Below are 19,699 nucleotides of genomic sequence, written 5' to 3'. Positions count from 1 at the left end.
CTAGGGTATTGGGCAGAGGGTTGGTTATTTGGTCCTCCGCCCGTGCTACTCAGAACGTAGTAATCTGTCGGAGGAACGACGTACTTGCTTCGGTAAATGCGGCTTTTTCCATGGCTAAAATAGGGTTCGACGGGATGCACTGGCGTATAATCCGAAGCCGCTTGTTTATGTCACGAAGTTCTTTTCGGTATCGGTCATAACTCGTAGGGTCACTTGTTTTGAGCGTATGATTAGCCAGAAAATGCTGACTGATAGCGTCCCGGCGGGTACACATCTGGTGATAGACTTGTTCGAGTGTTTTTGCGTTCATGGTCGTATTTGTGTTAAAAGAGCTTAGGGCAATGGGCATGGGCAGAGGGTGGGATGGCGCTGGTTTTCCTTTTGCCAGAACCCCTCTGCCCCATGCTAACTACTTCGTCGGAATGCCGATGGATTTTTCAATGTCCTCAATCATTTTTTGTCGTTCATCCTGTGATTTATTCTGAGCATCAATCGTGCGCTCGTATGAAACTTCGTCGCCATCTTTATTGAAGCGGTAACGCAGGTACAATTTTCCAGAATCGGAATTATACCGTACTACTTTTGAGAAGGGTTTGTCGCCACCGGCCGTAACGGCTACTGTTTGATTATCACCGTTATTGACTGATATTGTCGAGCCGTCGCTACTGTTGATGGAAATCGACTCACGAGATCGCAACTCCCTGGGAGCACGCGGTGCTCTGGGCGCGGGAGGGGCTATAGGCATCGATACGTTCAATGAATCCAGTACACGTTCCCGTAACGCTGTCCGCTCTTCCTTTGTCAGATTGGATACGTCAAATGTGCGGTCATAATCAACGTCCTTACCGTCGACGGTGCCGTTAACCCGAATCGATAAGGTTTTGCCGTCGTCATTGATATTGCGACTAATGTGCTGTTGAGCAATGGCGAACGTACTGGTCAGCAGGAAGGCACTAAGGAGGAGTTTTTTCATGTCGATAGTTATATTTATTCTGCCCTCAAAGACGTAACCGAATTACGTAACGCTGCTTTGGTCGATTAAAAACTTACGGTAACAAGCACAATTCGACATTTACAAAACCAGGTTATAACTCAGACTAGGTGCAATGCCTATTTATAGACCCATTACGTCAGGCTGCGTTTTCAGGAATCTTTTTTCCAATTCGGTCGATCAACTATCCGGTTGTAGAGACAAGGCGTACCTTGTTTCTACGTAGCGTGTGTTATTCGGAACGTAGCGACTTCACTGGATTCATTAATGCGGCTTTGATGCTTTGGAAGCTTACCGTTAACAGGGCAACGCTTAATACCGTAAGGCCCACGAATACGAAAACCCACCCGGTCAGCTCTATTCGATACACAAACGTATCGAGCCAGAAACGGGCAGCGTACCAACCGATGGGCGCACCAATCACGAAGGCAAATGCAATCAGCTTTAAAAAATTGACGGATAGATTCTGGGTAATTCCCAGAGAGCTGGCACCCAGCACTTTACGGATTCCGATTTCCTTTGTTCGCTGTTCAATCGTCAGGGAAACCAGCCCGAATAAACCTAATCCGGCAATTAGAATGGCCAGCAACGTAGCATACGTAATGAGCTGTTTCCAACGGGCATCGTCGGCGTAATCCTCTAAACGGTCGTCTTCCATAAAATGATAGGAGAACGGTTGGTAGGGAATCAATCGTTTGAATGTACGCTCAATCGTTTGTAGGCCTGTTTGCGCCTGCCTGGGCGTTAATTTGACGTATAACTGATTCATTTGTTCGGGCTTGCCGAGCTGAAACAAAACAGGCTCCGGTTTGTCACGTAGCGAGCGATATTGATAGTCGCGTACAACACCAACTATAGTCAGATTAGAACGAGTATTATCGTCCGTTTGCCGTTGAATAATCTGTCCAATAGCCGATCGGTTCGGGGCCAGAAATTGCCTGGCAAACGTCTCATTGACCAGAATATTAGATACACTATCTGTAGGATTAGCTGCACTTAATCCTCTGCCTTCCAGAATGGGAATATTTACCAGGTTCAGATATTGGTCGTCGATCCACTCATTTCCAGATTTGACCGATTTATTATCGACGTAATACGTACCCGCCCGATGACCACCCGATTTTCGGGCAACCGACTCAATGCCAATCTGTTGCCGAAGTGCCTGCTTCACTAGTTCCCCCTGTTTTTCGCGGCCCCAGGGAACATAAACTCGTACACGATCGGCGCGTTCGTACCCTACATTTGCTGTTTGAATGTACTCGAATTGTTCATGCAGCACAACGGCTCCAATCATGAGTATGATTGCAATCGAAAACTGAAAAACAAGCAGCCCTTTTCCTACTTTATTACTCCCGGCCAACCGAAGGCGACTATACAGAATCTGCGTAGGATTAAAACGAGATAATACCCGAGCCGGGTAAAAGCCAGCCAGTAAGGTAACCAATATGACCAGACCAGCGAATAAACCAAGAGTTTGCGGATTGGTGAGATAGGTTATTTCTAAGACTTTATTGGTGAGAGTTGAAAATTGCGGAAGCAGGAGGTACACCAATCCGATTGCTGGAATTAAGGCCAGCAATGTGAGAAGAAACGTTTCACTCACAAACTGCCCGATGAGTTGCCAACGGGTACTTCCCGTAACTTTACGAACACCGATTTCTTTGGTTCGACGTAGCGACCGGGCCAGCGTCAGGTTAATGAAATTGATACTGGCGAGCAACAAAATCAGCCCGGCGATGCCACTCAGTATGTATGAGTACACCGACGATGAGCCTCGTTGCAACCCATTGCCCATGTCGTAACGGGCATCGAGATGCATAGCCGTGAAAGGCTGGAGATGATACGCCAGGGTGAATGAGCTATGCTCTTTACGCAGTTGCGCGAGCATTTGACTGGCATATTTTTCAAACACCGTTGCCAGTTTCCGTTCCGACGTAGCAGGGTTGGCGTCGGAGCGCAGTAGTACAAATGTGTTTAGAAATCCATCCGACCAATCCTGTTCGTGCCAGTCTTTGTGGTCAGGTGGAAGCGTTGCTACAAACGGACGTAGTATGTCGAATCGAATGCTTGAATTGATGGGCGGTGTTTTTACGACACCGGTTATGCGATACGTTTCGAAACTTCCTCCCGCGTCGATGGTCAGAAGTTGATTTAATACGTCTGTCGTACCAAAGTAGTTGCTGGCCATCTCATCGGTGATCACAACGTTACCTGGATCGTTCAGGAGAGTATTTGGATTACCTGCTAGTAAATCGAAACTAAATAGGCGTAAAAAAGTAGGATCTACATACATTACCTGTTTATACGCTACGTCTTCTTTCTGGCGGACAAGCATCTCGTAACCTTGCACCCGGCAGAATTCAACTACTTCTGGTAACTCAGCTGAAAAGGCTGGCCCCTGCGGAATGCCCGTTGCGCTTGTAAAAACTTCATTACCTTCCGGCGTAATGGTGTTCAATACGACCCGATACAACTGATCACGTTGCGAATGGAAGCGATCATACGATACCTCATCCTGCACAAAGAGCAGAATAAACATGACGGCGGCCAGACCAGTACTCAGACCAACAATGTTGATCGTACTGATCGCGCGATTACGTAGCAGGTTTCGCCAGGTAATTTTGAAGTAGTTAAGAAGCATAGTGGTAAAGGGTTGGAACCAGGATTTAGCTGATGTAGGGATTCTCAGAATTTTGTTTTCATCTGATTAATGCGCTTCGAAGAAGCGAAAACAAAATCCTGAGAATCCCTACATCAGCTAAATCCCGGTTCATATTATTCAGAACGTAACGACTTCACCGGATTCATCAACGCGGCCTTGATGCTCTGGAAGCTTACCGTTATCAGGGCAATGCTTACGGCCAATACCGCTGCCAGTACGAACATCCACCATTGGATATCGATTTTATACGCGAAATCCTGCAACCACCGACTCATAACGTACCACGCCACCGGGCTCGCCAGTACAATCGCGATGGCCACCAGCCGGAGGAAATCTTTGGACAACAACGTAACGATACTGCCCACCGACGCGCCAAGTACCTTCCGAACCCCGATTTCTTTGGTACGTTGTTCGGCAGTGAACGTAGCGAGGCCAAACAACCCCAGGCAGGCCACAAAAATGGTCAGCCCCGCGAATAGTCCCAGAATACGTCCGGTTTTCTGTTCGGCCAGATACGTATCGTTAAACCGCTTGTCGAGGAACGAATACGTAAAAGGCGCATCGGTAGTGAGTTTTTTCCATTCTTTCTCCAGCGAAGCCAGCAGGCCAGCTACATCCGTCGTTTTTGCCTTGATAATCACTGCTCCAGAGTTCTCGCCGAGCGTCATCACCAACGGAGAAATCGACTCGTGCAACGACCGAAAATGAAAATCTTTCACAACGCCAATCACCTTGTATAGTTTCTTCGCGCCCTCATTTTCGGCGTGGCCGATAGTTTTTCCAAGGGCATTGTTCTTCCAGCCAAGCGTTTGGGCGGCTGTTTCGTTGATAATCACGCCCGATGAATCGGTGCCATATTCTTTGGAAAAATTTCGGCCCGCTGCCATCTGCATACCCAGCGTCGGAATGTAGTCGTAATCAACATTGTACCGAACCCCTTTCACATACTGCGTCGGATTACTTTCCGGAAACATCATGTAGTTGTTATTATAGCTCGGCCCCGCTGGCAGATAGCCTGACATACTGACGTTTACCACGCGAGGGTCCTGCATAATCTGGTTGCGGAAAACCGCTTCATTTTTAGCCAGTTGCCACGTATCGGGCAGTACTAAAACCTGCTCTTTGGAATAGCCTAATTTCTTGTGCTGGATGTAATTCAACTGTTGATAGACAACGGTGGTGCCGACCATAAGAATGATCGAAATGAAAAACTGAACCACTACCAAACCGCTACGTAGCCCAATGCTTTTCCGGTCGCCGGTAAATTTGGTGCCTTTGAGTACGGCGATTGGTTTGAACGACGACAGGAAAAAAGCAGGATAACTACCGGCCAGAATCCCTACGATTATGCCCAGCATCAGCAGACCAGGTAACAGCCAGTTATTACCACCAAAATTCAAGGCCAGTGCTTTGCCCGCCAGTTCATTGAAGAGCGGCAACGCCATATACACAAGGCCAATTGCCAGCACCAGCGCAATCATAGTGAGCAATAACGACTCAATCAGAAACTGATTCGTCAGACTTTGCCGTACCGAACCCATCACTTTGCGAATACCCACTTCCTTGGCCCGTTTCGAAGCGCCAGCCGTGCTGAGGTTCATGAAATTGATGCAGGCAATCAGCAGCATGAACACGGCAATGGCTCCGAAAATGTACACGTACTGAACATCGCCGTTGGCTTCTATCTCGCCCGTCAGATTCGAGTGCAGGTGAATATCGGTCAGGGGTTGAATTCTGAAACCAATCTCATTTCCTTTCTGGCGAAATTGGGTCATAGTCATACCAAACGCCTGCTGAAGCTGTGGCCCCATGTATTTGTTGACCATCTGCGGCAGTTTGGCTTCCAGTTGTTTTGGATTGTATCCTTTGGCCAGCACCAGATACGTAAAGAAACCCGACGTCATCCACGAGGGTGATTTCGCATCCGAAACGCCCGCCATCGACATCAACATATCGAAATGAAAATGGGAATTGACTGGCATACGGTCAATCACACCGGTCACCTTGAAGAGCGCGTTCCAGCTTTTTATCGTTACAACTTTGCCAATTGGGTTTTCATTGCCGAAACATTTTTGGGCCATATCCTGCGTAATAACAGCTGTATTGGGTTGCAGCAAAGCCGTTTTGGCATCGCCATGAATCAGGGGCAGTGAGAAAACCTGAAAGAAATTTGAATCGACGTAAGCCAGGCGATCATCCCGGAACGTTTTTTCGCCAACCATAATGCTGGGCGAGCCAACGGTATGTATTCGGGTAGCTGCTTCGACTTCCGGATAATCAGCTTTCAGGGTTGGCGCAACGGGCGGCATTACGTTCGCTTCATTAATTTCCCCACCGTTCATAACAGCGTGAAACACAACGCGTACAATGCGGTTGGCCTTATCATTATACCGGTCGTAACTCAGTTCGTCGAGCAGGAACAAGCTGATGAGCAGACACGTAGCGAGCCCGAAGGCCAGCCCAACGATGTTGATGGCCGAAAATGCCTTGTTACGTAGCAGATTCCGCCAGGCGATTTTTAGGTAGTTTGTAAGCATCTTGCTTGGTTTTCGTTACCTTTATTAAAAAGCTCGTCTTGTAAAAACGTCCTTACACTATGGAGACCGTTATCGAACAACCCATCGACCTCGAAGACGAAAAAATGTCGAGCTATAACCATTCTGAAGTACAGAGTCGGTTGGCCTTTTTATTGATGCTGGCCTACCGTACTCAATATAGTATCCTTACTGAACTTGATTTCGATTTTGCATCTGGTAAAACTCGCCCTGATCTTTCCATTATGCCGAAACGCAAGGTAGATTGGCTGGCTGATGAAATCATAGTCCAGGACGTACCATTAACAACCATTGAAATTCTCTCTCCCGAGCAAAGTTTAAATAGCCTGACTGACCGCATCTATAAAAAGCACTTTCCGGCGGGTGTAAAGTCGGTGTGGTTAGTTGTGCCAACCGTACAAACTGTTTCAATCCTGCTCCCTGACCGTCAACAACTCAATTTCTCATCCGGAATAGTTGCTGATCCTGTGACGGGCCTCCAACTCAACCTAAGCGAAATCTTCGAGGGCTAACTGTCAAGACCGGTCTCTATAAATCATTCACTACGTAGTGATTTCACCGGATTCACCAGTGCGGCTTTGATACTCTGAAAGCTCACGGTTAGCAGCGCAATCGCGATTGCCAATAGACCGGCCAGCGCAAAAACCCACCACTCAATTCCAATTCTATACTGAAAATCCTGCAGCCACGACCGCATTAGATACCAGGCAATCGGCGAAGCAATGACAATCGCCACGAAAACCAGTTTCAGGAAATCTTTGGAAAGCAGCGAAATAATACTGATCACCGACGCCCCCAGTACTTTCCGAACGCCAATCTCTTTGGTACGTGCTTCGGCCGTAAAAGCGGCTAGTCCAAACAGGCCCAGGCAGGCAATAAAAATAGTTAGCCCGGCAAAAACCCGATAAAGCAGTCCCATTTGCCGTTCGGCTTTATAATAGTTGTTGATGCTTTCGTCGTAGAATTTCCCATTGAAAGCCACCTCCGGGAACGTTTTTTCAAAGACCGACTTAATTTTATCAACGGTTTGCGGCAAATTTCGCGACTGGATTTTGATGCCTCCATCCCAGTAAAATCTATCGGAAATCGTAATCAGTAATGGATTGATCGCTTGCCGGGCCGATTCTGTATGGAAATCTTTTACGACGCCAATAATTGGCTTGGGTTCCGAGCCGCCGACGCGAAGTTTCTTGCCAATTACGGATTCGGGATTTTTGATGCCCAGCTTCTTGAGCAGGGTTTCATTCACTACCAGCTTGTTGATTGTATCATTGACGGCATAGGGACCGCCGGCCAGAAACTTGATGCCATACGTAGTGAAATAATCCCCATCTGCGTACTTCATCGAAATTTCAAAATCTTCTTCTTTCGACAGATTTGTGAACGCGAAACTACTTCGCCAGTTATTTTCAGAAGACGGGTGATCAGACGAAAAGGACACGGCTTTTACTTCCGGCAAACCTAGCAGTTCGTTACGGAACGTATTATATCGCGAACGGTACTCGGTATCCATATTGAGCGTAAAGACGCCTTCTTTTTCGAAGCCGAGGTTGAGTCGGTTCAGATAATCCATCTGCCGCAGGTTGATAACAGTACTGATAATCAACACGAGCGCTGTTGCAAATTGAAAAACGATCAGCCCCTGACGTAGTGACACGCCCCGCATCCAGCCTTTCGACAAACTCTTGCGAAATACCTCCAGTGGCGAAAACGACGACAGAATCAACGATGGATACAGGCCCGAAAGCAGCGTGAGCACCAACAGTAATCCGATCAGATAAAGGCTCGTTTCAGGGGTAAAATAGAGCGATGAGTCGGCTGGTATGTCGAAGACTTTTTCAATCAGCGGGAGTGCCCAGTACGCCAGCATAACGCCCAGACTAACCGATGCCAGCACCACCAGAAACGTCTCGATCAGGAATTGAAACACCAGTTGCCATTTATGGCTGCCCAGCACTTTCCGCACACCCACTTCTTTGGCTCGTCGGGTTGCCAGCGCCGAATAAATATTGATAAAATTGATGCAGGCCATCAATAAAATCAGAATGCCCACCACCGCAATATTCTGAATACGTTCTTTGGGGATCGTTTTGCTGGTAAAATTGGCTAGACGTTCGTCGAAGTGCATATCGGCCAGTGGACTCAGAAAATGCGTTTTTCGATCATTAGCCTTCCGGTCCTCATAATGTTTCAGCGCAAATTTATCGAGCAGGGAGTTGGCTGTAGCTACCGAAAATTTTTCTGGCATCAGCACAAAAATCTGGTCATTGCTGCTTGTGCTGCCCCAGTTGTTGAAATCCCCAAAACCAAACAGGTCAGGTCGGGCGCGTTTCGAGGCATAGGAAATCACCAGATTTACCGGAAAATCAGTTGTTTTCGGCGCGTCTTCCAGTACGCCGACCACCTGCATGGTTGTCTGGTTGTTGATACGTATGTATTTCCCGATAGCCTGTTGGTGATCCTTGAAATATTTCTCAGCAAATGTTTTCGATAATACTGCTACGTTCGGACGGCTCAGTACGTCTGGCTGACCAAGAATCCAACGGAAATCGAAGAGGTTAAAAAAGTCTGGTTCAACCAGAATGCCTTCTCCTCGCTCAATAAATTTTGAGTTCGAATTGGTCGCTTTCGAATCGCTGCCTAATACCGTAACCTGCGGGTCAAGTGTACCGAAAACGGGCACAACCTTTTCAAACTGAGGAATATCGGTTTTGAGTGCCGCAGCTACCGGGAGTGCACTGCCCGGAGTAAAACTCTCGCTTCCGTTTGGATAAATATCGTGGCGGGCTACCCGATAAATCCGTTTGTAATGCGTATGGAACGTATCGAAACTCAGCTCATAACGTACCACCAGAAACAACAACAGCGCAGCCGCTACGCCCACGCTCAGTCCCAACGTATTAAGCAACGTAAAGGCACGTTTGCGGACCAGATTCCGCCAGGCGATTTTGATATAGTTAGTAAGCATTTATATAGGGTGTTGGAACCGGGATTGAGCAGATTGATGGATTTTCTGGATTTTGTTTTCGCTTCTTCGAAGCGCATTATCAACTAACAAAATCCATCAATCTGCTCAATCCCGGCCGCGTCGGCGGTTCGATCAGATTATTCACTACGTAGTGATTTCACTGGATTCATCAGCGCAGCTTTGATACTTTGAAAACTGACTGTGATGAACGCAATGCCCAACGCCAACGCTCCGGCCACCACGAATATCCACCACGGAATATCAATTTTATACGCGAAATTCTGCAACCATTTGTCCATCGCGTACCACGACACCGGAGAGGCAATCAGGATGGCGATAACAACCAGCGTCAGAAAATCTTTGGAAAGCAAAAGCACTATGTTTGTCGTTGAAGCGCCTAATACTTTCCGAACACCGATCTCTTTGGTACGTTGCTGAGCCGCAAAAGCCGCCAGACCAAACAGGCCCAGGCACGAAATCAAAATTGAGATAGCTGTGAAGTAGCTCACGATACGTGACGTTCGGGCTTCGGCTTCGTAATTTTTCTGAAAATCTTCGTTCAGAAATGTGTACTGAAACGGCTCATCGGGACGTAACGCTTTCCATTTCTGCTCCAGAAAACCCAGCACGTTCGTCATATTGGCCGTATTTACGTGCACAATAATGTAATTATAGTCAGGCCGGCTATTCAGCAGGAATGTAAATGGCTCGATCGTCTGATGGAGGTTTTCGTAATGAAAATCCTTGAGAACGCCCACAATTTCGAAATGGTGCGTTTTACCCTGCCAATCGAAATTCAGCTTTTGGCCAACCGCTTTATTCAGTGGAATCTGGAATTTACGTAGCGTCGCTTCATTCACAACGAGCCGGTTGTTGGTATCGCCCGGAAACTGGCGGGAAAACAAACGGCCTGTTGCCAGTTTAAAACCCATTGTTTGCAGGTAGTCGTAATCGACCTGATTCGTTTTGACGCTGCGGCCGTTCAAGGCCGTTTCTTCAGGTTTGTACAAAAGAAAGTCAGTCGCATTATTTATTCCCGGATAATACTGAGTTCCGGCCGCACCAGCTACCTGATTGTTTTGCAGTATTTCGTTGCGATACGCTGTATAAACCTCGTGCGCTTCCCGGCTGCTGAGCGAAATAGCAATCTGTTGATCCTGCGTGAAACCCAGCGACTTATTACGTAGGAAACTCATTTGCTCCTGTATAACGAACGTAGCCAGTACGAGGCCAACCGAAATTACGAACTGAAACACCACCAGCCCGCGACGTAGCGCGACTGCCGATAACGTATTACTGAATTTGCCTTTCAGCACCTGCGCCGGATTGAACAACGACAGATAAAAAGCGGGGTAACTACCGGCCAGTATACCCGTCAGTAGCGCTAATCCTAAAAACGTCAGTACAATACGTGGTTCGAATAATTCTGAAATCTGTAATGATTTGGCAGTCAGTTGGTTGAAAACGGTTAAAGTTACCGCTACCAACACGACGGCGATCACCAGTGCCAGTAACGACAGTACCATGGATTCGCCCAGAAACTGCCCGATGAGCGAACCTCGTTCGGCCCCCATCACTTTCCGAACGCCAACTTCAGCTGCCCGTTTTGCCGAGCGGGCCGTCGACAAATTCATGAAATTAATACAGGCAATGAGCAACGTAAACAGCGCAATCGACGCAAGAATATAAAGGTAGGTAGTGGTATTGGTGGGCGTAACAATGGTATTTATTTCATCGAAAAGATGCAGTTCAGGTACCGGAACGAGGAACAGTTTTTTGTCGAAACCCACCGCTTTCAGGTCGTTGCTGGCATACTTCTTCATAAAGGCCGGAAACTTCTGCTGCAACTTGCCCGGATCTGCACCGGAACGTAACTTCAGGTACGTAACAAACATATTATTGCAGCAGAAATCCACTTTACCCTCGCGCAAAAAACCGCCGACCCAGCCTGCCGACATCGGTAAAAAGAACTTGGCATCGATATGCGACCGGGCGCTTTCATCCCGATATACGCCCGTTACTTTAAATTCTTCACCGTTGCCCGTTGTGCCGCTGATACGTATCAGTTTGTTGAGCGCCGACGTAGTACCAAACAGTTTATGGGCAATTTCTTCCGACAATACTACCGAGTTGCGGTCAGCTAAAGCGCTACGTGGATTTCCTTCCGTGAACTGATACGAAAGCAAGTCAAAAAAGGTTGAATCGACCTGGTAACCTTTGGTTTCATAAAATGATTTGACCGCTTTCCCGCCTTCCCGAACCTGAAGCAGTGCTTTATCGTCGATCAGGTTCATCCATAAGCGGGAAACTTGTTCGATTTCCGGAAACTCTGACTTTAACGAAAATGCATAGGGAGCCGATGCTGTAGCATTCTTTTCGCTGCCTGCGCCTTTATTACCTCTTCCGATGATGGTTTCCTGACCTAACAGATACAGCCGATCGGCATACTGGTGATGTTTATCGAACGATAATTCGCTACGTATATACAGCAGCAATAGCATGCAGCAGGTCATTCCGACCGACAAACCGAAAATATTGATAGCTGAAAACGATTTGCTACGTAGCAAATTTCGAACAGCGATTTTGAGATAGTTGAGAAGCATATTACAGAAGATTTACGTAGAGACCGGTCCGCCGTTGCGGAGGCATGCCTTGTCTCTACTCGCTACGTAAACTCTTTATTGGATTCGTCAGCGCGGTTTTTACGCTTTGAAAACTTACGGTTAGTAGGGCAATCAGGATCGTTAGGCCGCCCGCCAGCACGAATACCCACCAATGAATGTCGGTGCGGTAGGCGAAATCATTCAGCCAGTTATGCATGGCCCACCAGGCAACGGGCGACGCGATGACCAGCGACACCAGGACCAGTTTCATGAAATCCTTAGAGAAAAGCGCCACCAGACTAATTTCCGACGCGCCCAGCACTTTGCGGATACCGATCTCTTTGGTACGTTGCTCGGCCATGAACATCGACAGGCCAAACAGCCCCATGCACGAAATTAGAATGGCAATACCGGCAAAAACGCTGAACAGCGTTTGCTGCGTCTGCTCGCGGGCATAGAGTCGACCGAAACGTTCATCCAGAAACTGATAGTTGAAAGGGCGACCGGGGAAAAAGCGTTTCCAGACTGATTCTACGTTTTTCACGGCCGTCGGTACGTCGCCTTTTAGGGGAATCGACAACCAGTTGAAATTGTCAGTGCTCATGACCATAGCCAGTGCCGCCATTTGCTGGTGCAGGGACTCGAAATGAAAATCCTTTGTCACGCCAATAATCTGTCCTTTTGCCGAACCGTACTGGAATGGCTTGCCAATGGCCTGTTCGGGTGTCCAGCCTAACTGACGTGCTGCCGTTTCGTTCAGCACAACCATTGACGTATCGGTCGAATAGTTGCGGGAAAAATTACGTCCGGCTGCCATTTTGATTTGATACGTCGGAATGAAATCGTAATCGACACGTAACCCGCGCAGATTGATTTTAACCGGAGTCATCGTATCACCTTTCATTGCCTTCGCATCCTGCGAATCGAGCAACCGTCCCGACGGTATGCGCGACGAACGGCCTACGCCACGTACCGAACCTGTCTGGATAAACTGCTCTTTAAGTGTTTCGTAATTGGTCGTAGAATCGCTCGCATCGTGGATAATCAGTACCTGGTCTTTGGCGTAGCCCAGTCGATAGTCCTGAATGTACTTCATCTGATTATACACAATGGCGGTGCTGATAATAAGTGCAATAGCGATGGAGAACTGCGTAATTACCAATACCTGCCGCAGTTTACCGCTGCGCATGGTTGAGGCAATCTGGCCTTTCAATACGCCCAGCGGCCGGAACGACGTCAGGAAGAAAGCCGGATAACTGCCTGCTACCAACCCCGTCAGTAACGTAATACTAAGCAGGATGGTAAGAAAAACTGGATCAAGCAATTGATTGAGTGCCAGTTGCTTTTTCGTAAAATCGTTTAGCGTAGGCAGTCCGAGCACCACAAGAAATATAGCTATTATCAGGGCAAAAATGACCAGCACAAACGACTCGCTCAGAAACTGGCTGATGAGCTGGGTGCGCAAAGCCCCTACAACTTTGCGCATCCCCACCTCTTTGGCGCGCCCCGCCGAACGGGCCGTCGCCAGATTCATGTAATTGATGCAGGCAATCAGCAAAATGAACAAGCCGATGGCCGAAAAGAGATAAATATAACTGATGTCGCCGGTGGGCTCTACCTCTGAATCAGTATGGGAGTAAAGATGAATATCCGCTACGTTTTGCAGGTTCAGCACCGACCAGGTCGACGGCTTTGCGCCTTCTCCAGATGGAATATGTTTGTTCTGAAAGGCCGGGAAAGCTGCTTCAATGCGTTTTGGGTCAACGCCGGGCTTGAGGAGCATATACGTATTAAAGGCGTTGTTGCCCCAATTGGTACGTAGCTGTTCGGCCCCATAAACGCGGTTATCGTTGAACGTACTGAAGGAAATCAGAAAGTTAGGATGAAAATGTGACTGGGTAGGCAGGGGTTCATACACACCCGTTACGATCATGTCGAACTGGTTGCCGATCCGAACCGTTTTGCCAATCGGATTTTCTTTGCCAAAATATTTCTCAGCCATTGGCCGGGAAAACATGATTGAAAACGGATTGACCAGCGCCTGATCCGGATTACCGCTAGTGATCTTAAAATCAAATACTTTAAACAGATTAGCTTCTGCAAAGAACACGTCGTCTTCGTTGAAGGAATGTTCCCCATATTTAATCAGGGCGCCGTTGTCGATGGTGCGCACAACCTGTTCGGCTTCCGGAAAATCCTGCTTAATCAAGGGCCCAAACGGTGGAGCCGCCTGCGCTAGCTTCAGCGAAGGGGTACCTTCCGATGAAAGGAAGGTACGGGTAACGCGATAAATGCGATCGGCATTGGCGTTATAGCGGTCGTAACTGAGTTCGTCTTTAACGTAGAGCGCAATGAGCAGGAAACACGCCAGCCCAACGGCTACACCCACAATGTTGATGAAACTGAACGCTTTGTGTTTCCGCAAATTGCGAAAGGCGATGAGCAGATAATTTCGTAGCATAACAACTTGAAGCAGGTTCACATCTAGTTGCCCAAATGCCGTACCAGAAAATTAAAGTACTGATTATCAAAGAGTTTTATGTCAAGTTTAAGGGCGCATTGTCCGCAAACGGACGCAATTCGGACGGTTACGGACAGCAAACCATCCGGCCATGAGACAAGGCAAACCTCCACAACGGCGGACCGGTCTCTACGTTTAAAACTGATTTTTTAGCGCCAGCGTAGGATAAACCTGCACCTCATTCGCATTGGTTAATGTATGGAAAAACAGGTTAACCCGCGTTCCAATAGAAACCGTTTTCGCTACTTTTACCCAACATTGCGGATCGCCGAAAAAGGCTATTTTCTTTCCGTTCAGGTCTTTCGTGAATTCATTTCCCTGATTTCGGTTTTCGCTCCACGCGACCAGACTACCCGCAATCATAATTCGGTAATTGAAAAATCCCCTCCCGAAGTAGAACGTAAGCTGTGGATCGTAGCTGGGTTTCGGAAAAGCATTGTAACGATAAACCAGACTGGTGCTGAACCAGGCTCCCCGCCATTGAAACGGATACGCCACGCCAGCACCAAACGTATTGGTCAGGTAATAGCCATAAGAAGGTGGCGCAACGCCCAGCCCACCCGTATAGGTTAAGGCCAGATATACCTTTGGTTTCCAGAATCGTATATTCTTCGATACCTGTAAAAAAAGCTGCCCAACATTGTTATTTTCGCCCGAGAAGTCGGTTTGCATTTTAAGCAGAAATGATCCCGTCGAATCGTTGCTTTTGAAATACTCATACGACAGCGACGCGAAATTTCTGCGGTTCAGACCAGGGTCAATCGAATGCCTGAAATCGTAATGAAACTGAAGTTGCTGAGCTTGAATAGTTACGAAAGAAAGGCAGAGAAAGAACAAAAAAATGGTTTTCATGACCGACGAATTTTTCGGTAAAGCTTCGTCGGTGAGCACAAATCGGACGGAATTTGAGCGGAAACGTTACGGAAATGTCAATTCCGGCGTCTAATTGGCGTTAAGCAGTGGGTAACCCTTTTTTCTATGGACGAGTTTGATCGGCGAGTGTTTTCCGAACTGTTGAATGCGGTGGTGATGAAATGTTTCGGCCACCCGCTGAACAGCCCATTGTCGGAGCCGGAAAGTAAACATCTGAGCAACGAAATTGAAGAAAAAACCGGCCTCGTTATCGGCTGGCGAAGCGTTAAAAATTATGCTACGTACGTTCTCAATCCAACGCTTGGTAAGCAGGAAAATCCGTCAATTGCTACGCTCGATACGTTAGCGCGTTACGTATTCGACGCCCCTGCTACGTCGGAAGCTGACCGAAAAAAGACCGGCGAACATTTTTCGTATTGGTTTCGCTATCGCGACCAGCATCTTGCTGCCCCAAAGTCTGAGCGTACTACGTTCCGGACCACAAAAAATGAGACATTCTGGTACGTAGCAGCTTTGGTCGTCATTGGAGCTGTATTTGGCTATCTGTTTTTGCATCAGGATAATCGGGAGCAAATTCAGGAAAATTTTCGAGCTATCGACGATGCCTCCTTGGCACGTAACGGCTGGTTTCTGAACGATAAAAATGCGGTATACTGGGAAAAGCGGGGACAGAACGCCGGCCTGCTGACTTTATTCACGCTTCAGGGCGACAATTGGCCAAAAACGGGCGAGACTGCCCGTGTGCAGAATTTACTGCTACGTTCCGTTCAATCCAATTGCTTCCGAACGGAGGTGCATTTTACTGATTTTGTTCCGGCCGGTAATTGGCAGCAGGCGGGACTTCTGTTGTTGGAAGACACTCTGTTCACCGGGAAAAGCATTCGGCTGTCGCTCTCTTACAACAACTTTTTCGGTGGTCTGAAACAGCCTGCCGAAATTCTGATTCAGGCGACAGCATCCTATGGAAAAGGTGACCGAAATCTGGAAGAATTCATCCATCAGCCTTTGTTTCGGATTGGTAACACCAACGACCAACGTATCGCCGTGACTAATCTGAAAAACGTAGCATTCAGAATCGAGAAGCAGGGGCAAAAATTCAGGGTTTTATATTCTGTCAGTCCTGTCGATAATTTCTCATTTAAGGAAGTCACTACGTATACATTCAACATGAACCCCAAATATATTGGCCTGTTCGCGCTGAAGGGCTATGTCGATTCAACGGCAGTAATGCCGGTAATGGTCAAATATTTCCGTTTGGATGGGCAACGCTGTGAATGAGTTATTTATCAGGCAATAAAGCAATGTCCATAACGCTTCGGTAAAAGTCGGCGAACAGATCTGCATGGTACGTTGCCCGCATGGCGCACAATACGTCGAACGCCCCCAGGTGCACCCATTCCCAGAGCATCGTACCAAAATTATAGGCATACATTTGCTTCCCCACTTCGGCCCGAATCGACGTAATGGTTTCTTCTGTCAATCCATACGTAGCGAGCCGAGCTACAATGCGCTGATGTGTTTCGTCAGTATATTCAGTATCGAGGAAAGGCTCCAGCAAAGCGTCCCAGATATCATCCCGTTTAACAACAGGAATCTGATTTTCCTGGGCAAACAGAACCAGGTCATCTTTATGTTTTGCTGAAATAAAAACCAGCTCATTATTCACTCGTAGGGCTGGTGGGGCCGCCGATACGTCGATGTTGATTAGATCCGATGCAATAAACCGATCTTGCCGACAGGCGATGGACGGCTTGAAGGGGTAGTTGGGAATAATAAGACTGGTTCCTTCGATGAGAATATCAGGCACGGAAACGAGCATCTGAACCGGGATTGAGCTGATTAAAGGATTTACTGGATTTTGTTTTCTGATCTATTCTCTTCCACATAAATAATCATGTAAATCTTTTTAATCCTGTTAAAATCCTGGCTGCGTCGGCGGTCCGATCAGAAGACAAAATCCAGAAAATCCCTAAATCCGTTAAATCCTGGTTCAAACAATTAATCCCGGTTCAGGCTTCTCACAGGGTTCGCCAATGCCGCTTTAACACTTTGATAACTAACCGTAAACAACGCGATACTAATTGCCAGTAGGCTTGCTATGGCAAACACCCACCAGGGTATACTGATGCGATACGCAAAATCCTGAAGCCATTGATTCATGAAATACCAGGCGAGGGGACTGGCGAGAAGGATGGCAATCAGTACCAGCTTTAGGAAATCTTTCGAAAGTAACGTAACGATGCTGGCAACGGAAGCGCCGAGTACCTTCCGAATGCCGATTTCTTTGGTGCGTTGAGCAACAATAAACGATACAAGTCCATACAGACCAAGACAGCAAATCAGAATGGCGATCCCCGTAAACGTATTAACCAGCCGGAATAGCAGATTTTCATTTTCGTAGAATTGCGCCAGTTGATCGTCCAGGTACGTATAGTTAAATACGTCGTTTGGGTAGAGTTTCTGCCAGACTTGCCGGATGTATTGAAGCGTTTGGGCTGGGTTTTTCCCCGATATCCGTATGCCCGCCTGTTTAAACGACGGTGAATAACTTGCGATGAAACAGGGTCCAATTTCTTCGTGTAGCGAACGTTGGTGAAAATCTTTCACGACGCCAACAATTGGTAATAGAACCGGTGATAAATAGTACTGAATTTTCAGCCCGATGGCCTGTTTTGGGTCATGGAGGTTTAGTTTTTTCAAAAATGTTTCGTTGATCAGGTACTCCCGAATGGTATCGCTGGGAACAATGTTACGTCCGGCAATGATTTGTAAACCATAGGTTTGCACATAATCTACATCACCGATACGTTCCCGAAGCGAGTATTTTTCCCAGTCGCCATGGCCTTCTACTTTTACCGAACCACTGTACAGAGACTGATTCGAGGGCGGTCGTTGACTTGCACTCACCGATTTAATGTCGGGATACTGCATCAGTTCGTTTTTGAGCGCGTCGCGTTGGCTCTTCTGCGACGTCGGCAGATTCACCACAATGACATTGTCTTTGTTAAACCCCAAATCAGCTTCGCGCAGATAACGTACCTGCGACGCTACAACTAACGCGCCGACAATCAGTGCCTGACAAACCACAAACTGCACCACAATCAGCGAATGACGTAGCGAAAAACTATCCCGGCGACTCATCGAAAGTTTCCCCGTCAAAGCCGCCCACGGACTAAAACCGGACAAGACAACTGCCGGATAAACGCCCGCCAGCACAATCACTACTACGTTGAGCAAGGCAATAAAGGAAAGCGTCACTACGTCCAGACGTAGCAGGAGAAAGGTAGACAACCACGTATTGAGCAGCGGTAACGTAACGATGGCCAGCAGAAAGGAAAGACTGGATGCGGTAAGAACAATGAGGGATGTTTCGAGCAAAAACTGCCGAACCAACTGTCCACGACTGCTGCCCAGCGTTTTACGGATACCCACTTCCTTACTCCGACGTATCGCCTGGGCCGTCGCCAGATTGACGAAATTGATACAGGCCGTCAGCACCAAAAAGAGCCCAACCAACCCCAGTGACCAAAGCAAGGAAGGTCGAATGGCACCACCAGCAACCCGTTTTACGTCGAAATGAACATCGGCTAACGGTTGAAAATGAAACTGATAGTATTTGGCCATCTCGCCAAAATGTTTCTTTCTAAGGTCAGGCATAGCCGATTCCATACTGGCAACTGACTGCGGATTTTTGAGCGTAACGAACAGTCGATCAGTGCTGTTGATATTGCTCCAGTCATTCTGTTCGTACGAAGGATCAAGTTGGGACAGGGTAGCGATGGAAATGAAAAGATTGATATCAGTATCGGTCGTTTTAGGAGGATCGGCCAGCACACCCGTCACTTTTGCCCGAACGACATGGTTTAGTTGAAGCGTCTGACCCATCGGGTCGATGTTGCCAAAATACTTCTTTGCCCACGATTCGGTGAGCACAACGCAGGCTGGCTCGCGAAGGGCTGTTTTGGAATTACCCCGAAGCCATTCGTAATCAAAAATGTCAAATAACTCAGGCTCTGCCAAAGCAGTGCTTTTGTGTTCCAGAAACCGCACTACCTGATTTGTCCTGGAAGACGCTACGTGTGGCCGCATTGATGTACCGGTTTCAACAGTTAGCTCACGGTTCATTTTCAGATAAGCAGCCTGTTCAACTTGTGGGTAGTCGTTACGTAATGCTTTTGCCATCGGCAGTGGCGCTCCAGGATCATTCTCCACCGTCCCATCATCGAGATGTAAATCCAGAACAACCCGGAAAATATGGTCGAATTTGGTGTGATGTCGATCAGTGCTGAGGTGGTAACGGATAAACAGAAAAATGAGCAGCCCTCCGGCCATTCCGACGGTCAGCCCTGTGAGGTTAAGAAGTGTGTAAATCCGCTGCGAACGGAGGTTTCGGAAGGCTGATTTGAGGTACGAACGTAGCATGGTGTTTGGTAGATTGTTTCTGAACCGCACGGACGGCCCCGCGGGATTGAGCAGATTCAGGGATTTAAAGGATTAAAAAGATTATCAAGATTTTACCGTTTGCA

At 47.7% G+C, this 19,699-nt stretch carries 12 protein-coding genes; 2 read left to right on the top strand and 10 right to left on the bottom strand.

Annotated elements, in window-relative coordinates:
• Positions 1-49: 49 nt before the first annotated feature.
• The 4 genes from ACYVF1_RS18080 to ACYVF1_RS18065 form a co-directional block, all read right to left on the bottom strand.
• Entirely contained in the window at positions 50-310 is a 261-nt protein-coding gene (locus ACYVF1_RS18080) for a hypothetical protein (protein WP_461081351.1), read from the bottom strand.
• A 99-nt stretch (positions 311-409) separates the two neighbouring features.
• Positions 410-973 (bottom strand): hypothetical protein, encoded by a 564-nt coding sequence (locus ACYVF1_RS18075; RefSeq protein WP_461081349.1) that lies wholly within the window; start codon positions 971-973, stop codon positions 410-412.
• Between the two features lie 250 nt (positions 974-1,223).
• Entirely contained in the window at positions 1,224-3,632 is a 2,409-nt protein-coding gene (locus tag ACYVF1_RS18070; RefSeq protein ID WP_461081347.1) for an ABC transporter permease, read from the bottom strand.
• 134 nt (positions 3,633-3,766) lie between these two features.
• Positions 3,767-6,190: an ABC transporter permease gene (locus ACYVF1_RS18065; protein WP_461081345.1), complete on the bottom strand. Its 2,424-nt coding sequence runs from the start codon at positions 6,188-6,190 to the stop codon at positions 3,767-3,769.
• 59 nt (positions 6,191-6,249) lie between these two features.
• Here ACYVF1_RS18065 and ACYVF1_RS18060 point away from each other — a divergent pair, with 59 nt between their 5' ends.
• Complete coding sequence (locus ACYVF1_RS18060; protein WP_461081343.1) at positions 6,250-6,720, top strand: Uma2 family endonuclease; 471 nt, start codon at positions 6,250-6,252, stop codon at positions 6,718-6,720.
• Positions 6,721-6,743: 23 nt separating this feature from the next.
• Here ACYVF1_RS18060 and ACYVF1_RS18055 read toward each other — a convergent pair whose 3' ends face one another.
• The 4 genes from ACYVF1_RS18055 to ACYVF1_RS18040 all read right to left on the bottom strand — a co-directional run bounded on the left by ACYVF1_RS18055 (position 6,744) and on the right by ACYVF1_RS18040 (position 15,152).
• Complete coding sequence (locus ACYVF1_RS18055; protein ID WP_461081341.1) at positions 6,744-9,176, bottom strand: ABC transporter permease; 2,433 nt, start codon at positions 9,174-9,176, stop codon at positions 6,744-6,746.
• A 137-nt stretch (positions 9,177-9,313) separates the two neighbouring features.
• Positions 9,314-11,779, bottom strand: coding sequence for an ABC transporter permease (locus tag ACYVF1_RS18050; protein WP_461081339.1), 2,466 nt, complete (start codon positions 11,777-11,779; stop codon positions 9,314-9,316).
• Between the two features lie 55 nt (positions 11,780-11,834).
• Entirely contained in the window at positions 11,835-14,240 is a 2,406-nt protein-coding gene (locus ACYVF1_RS18045; RefSeq protein ID WP_461081337.1) for an ABC transporter permease, read from the bottom strand.
• A 195-nt stretch (positions 14,241-14,435) separates the two neighbouring features.
• A complete protein-coding gene (locus ACYVF1_RS18040) occupies positions 14,436-15,152 on the bottom strand; it encodes a DUF5020 family protein (protein ID WP_461081335.1) in 717 nt (238 codons plus the stop codon).
• 126 nt (positions 15,153-15,278) lie between these two features.
• Here ACYVF1_RS18040 and ACYVF1_RS18035 point away from each other — a divergent pair, with 126 nt between their 5' ends.
• A complete protein-coding gene (locus ACYVF1_RS18035) occupies positions 15,279-16,451 on the top strand; it encodes a hypothetical protein (protein WP_461081333.1) in 1,173 nt (390 codons plus the stop codon).
• A 1-nt stretch (position 16,452) separates the two neighbouring features.
• Here the strand turns inward: ACYVF1_RS18035 and ACYVF1_RS18030 are convergent, their stop codons facing one another.
• Both ACYVF1_RS18030 and ACYVF1_RS18025 read right to left on the bottom strand, forming a co-directional pair.
• Entirely contained in the window at positions 16,453-16,992 is a 540-nt protein-coding gene (locus ACYVF1_RS18030) for a hypothetical protein (RefSeq protein ID WP_461081331.1), read from the bottom strand.
• A gap of 179 nt (positions 16,993-17,171) precedes the next feature.
• Complete coding sequence (locus tag ACYVF1_RS18025; protein ID WP_461081329.1) at positions 17,172-19,595, bottom strand: ABC transporter permease; 2,424 nt, start codon at positions 19,593-19,595, stop codon at positions 17,172-17,174.
• Positions 19,596-19,699 lie beyond the last annotated feature (104 nt).

Source organism: Spirosoma flavus, assembly GCF_054778555.1.
The sequence above is the reverse complement of the archived record's forward strand: the minus strand, read 5'-3'. Positions and strand labels throughout refer to the sequence as shown.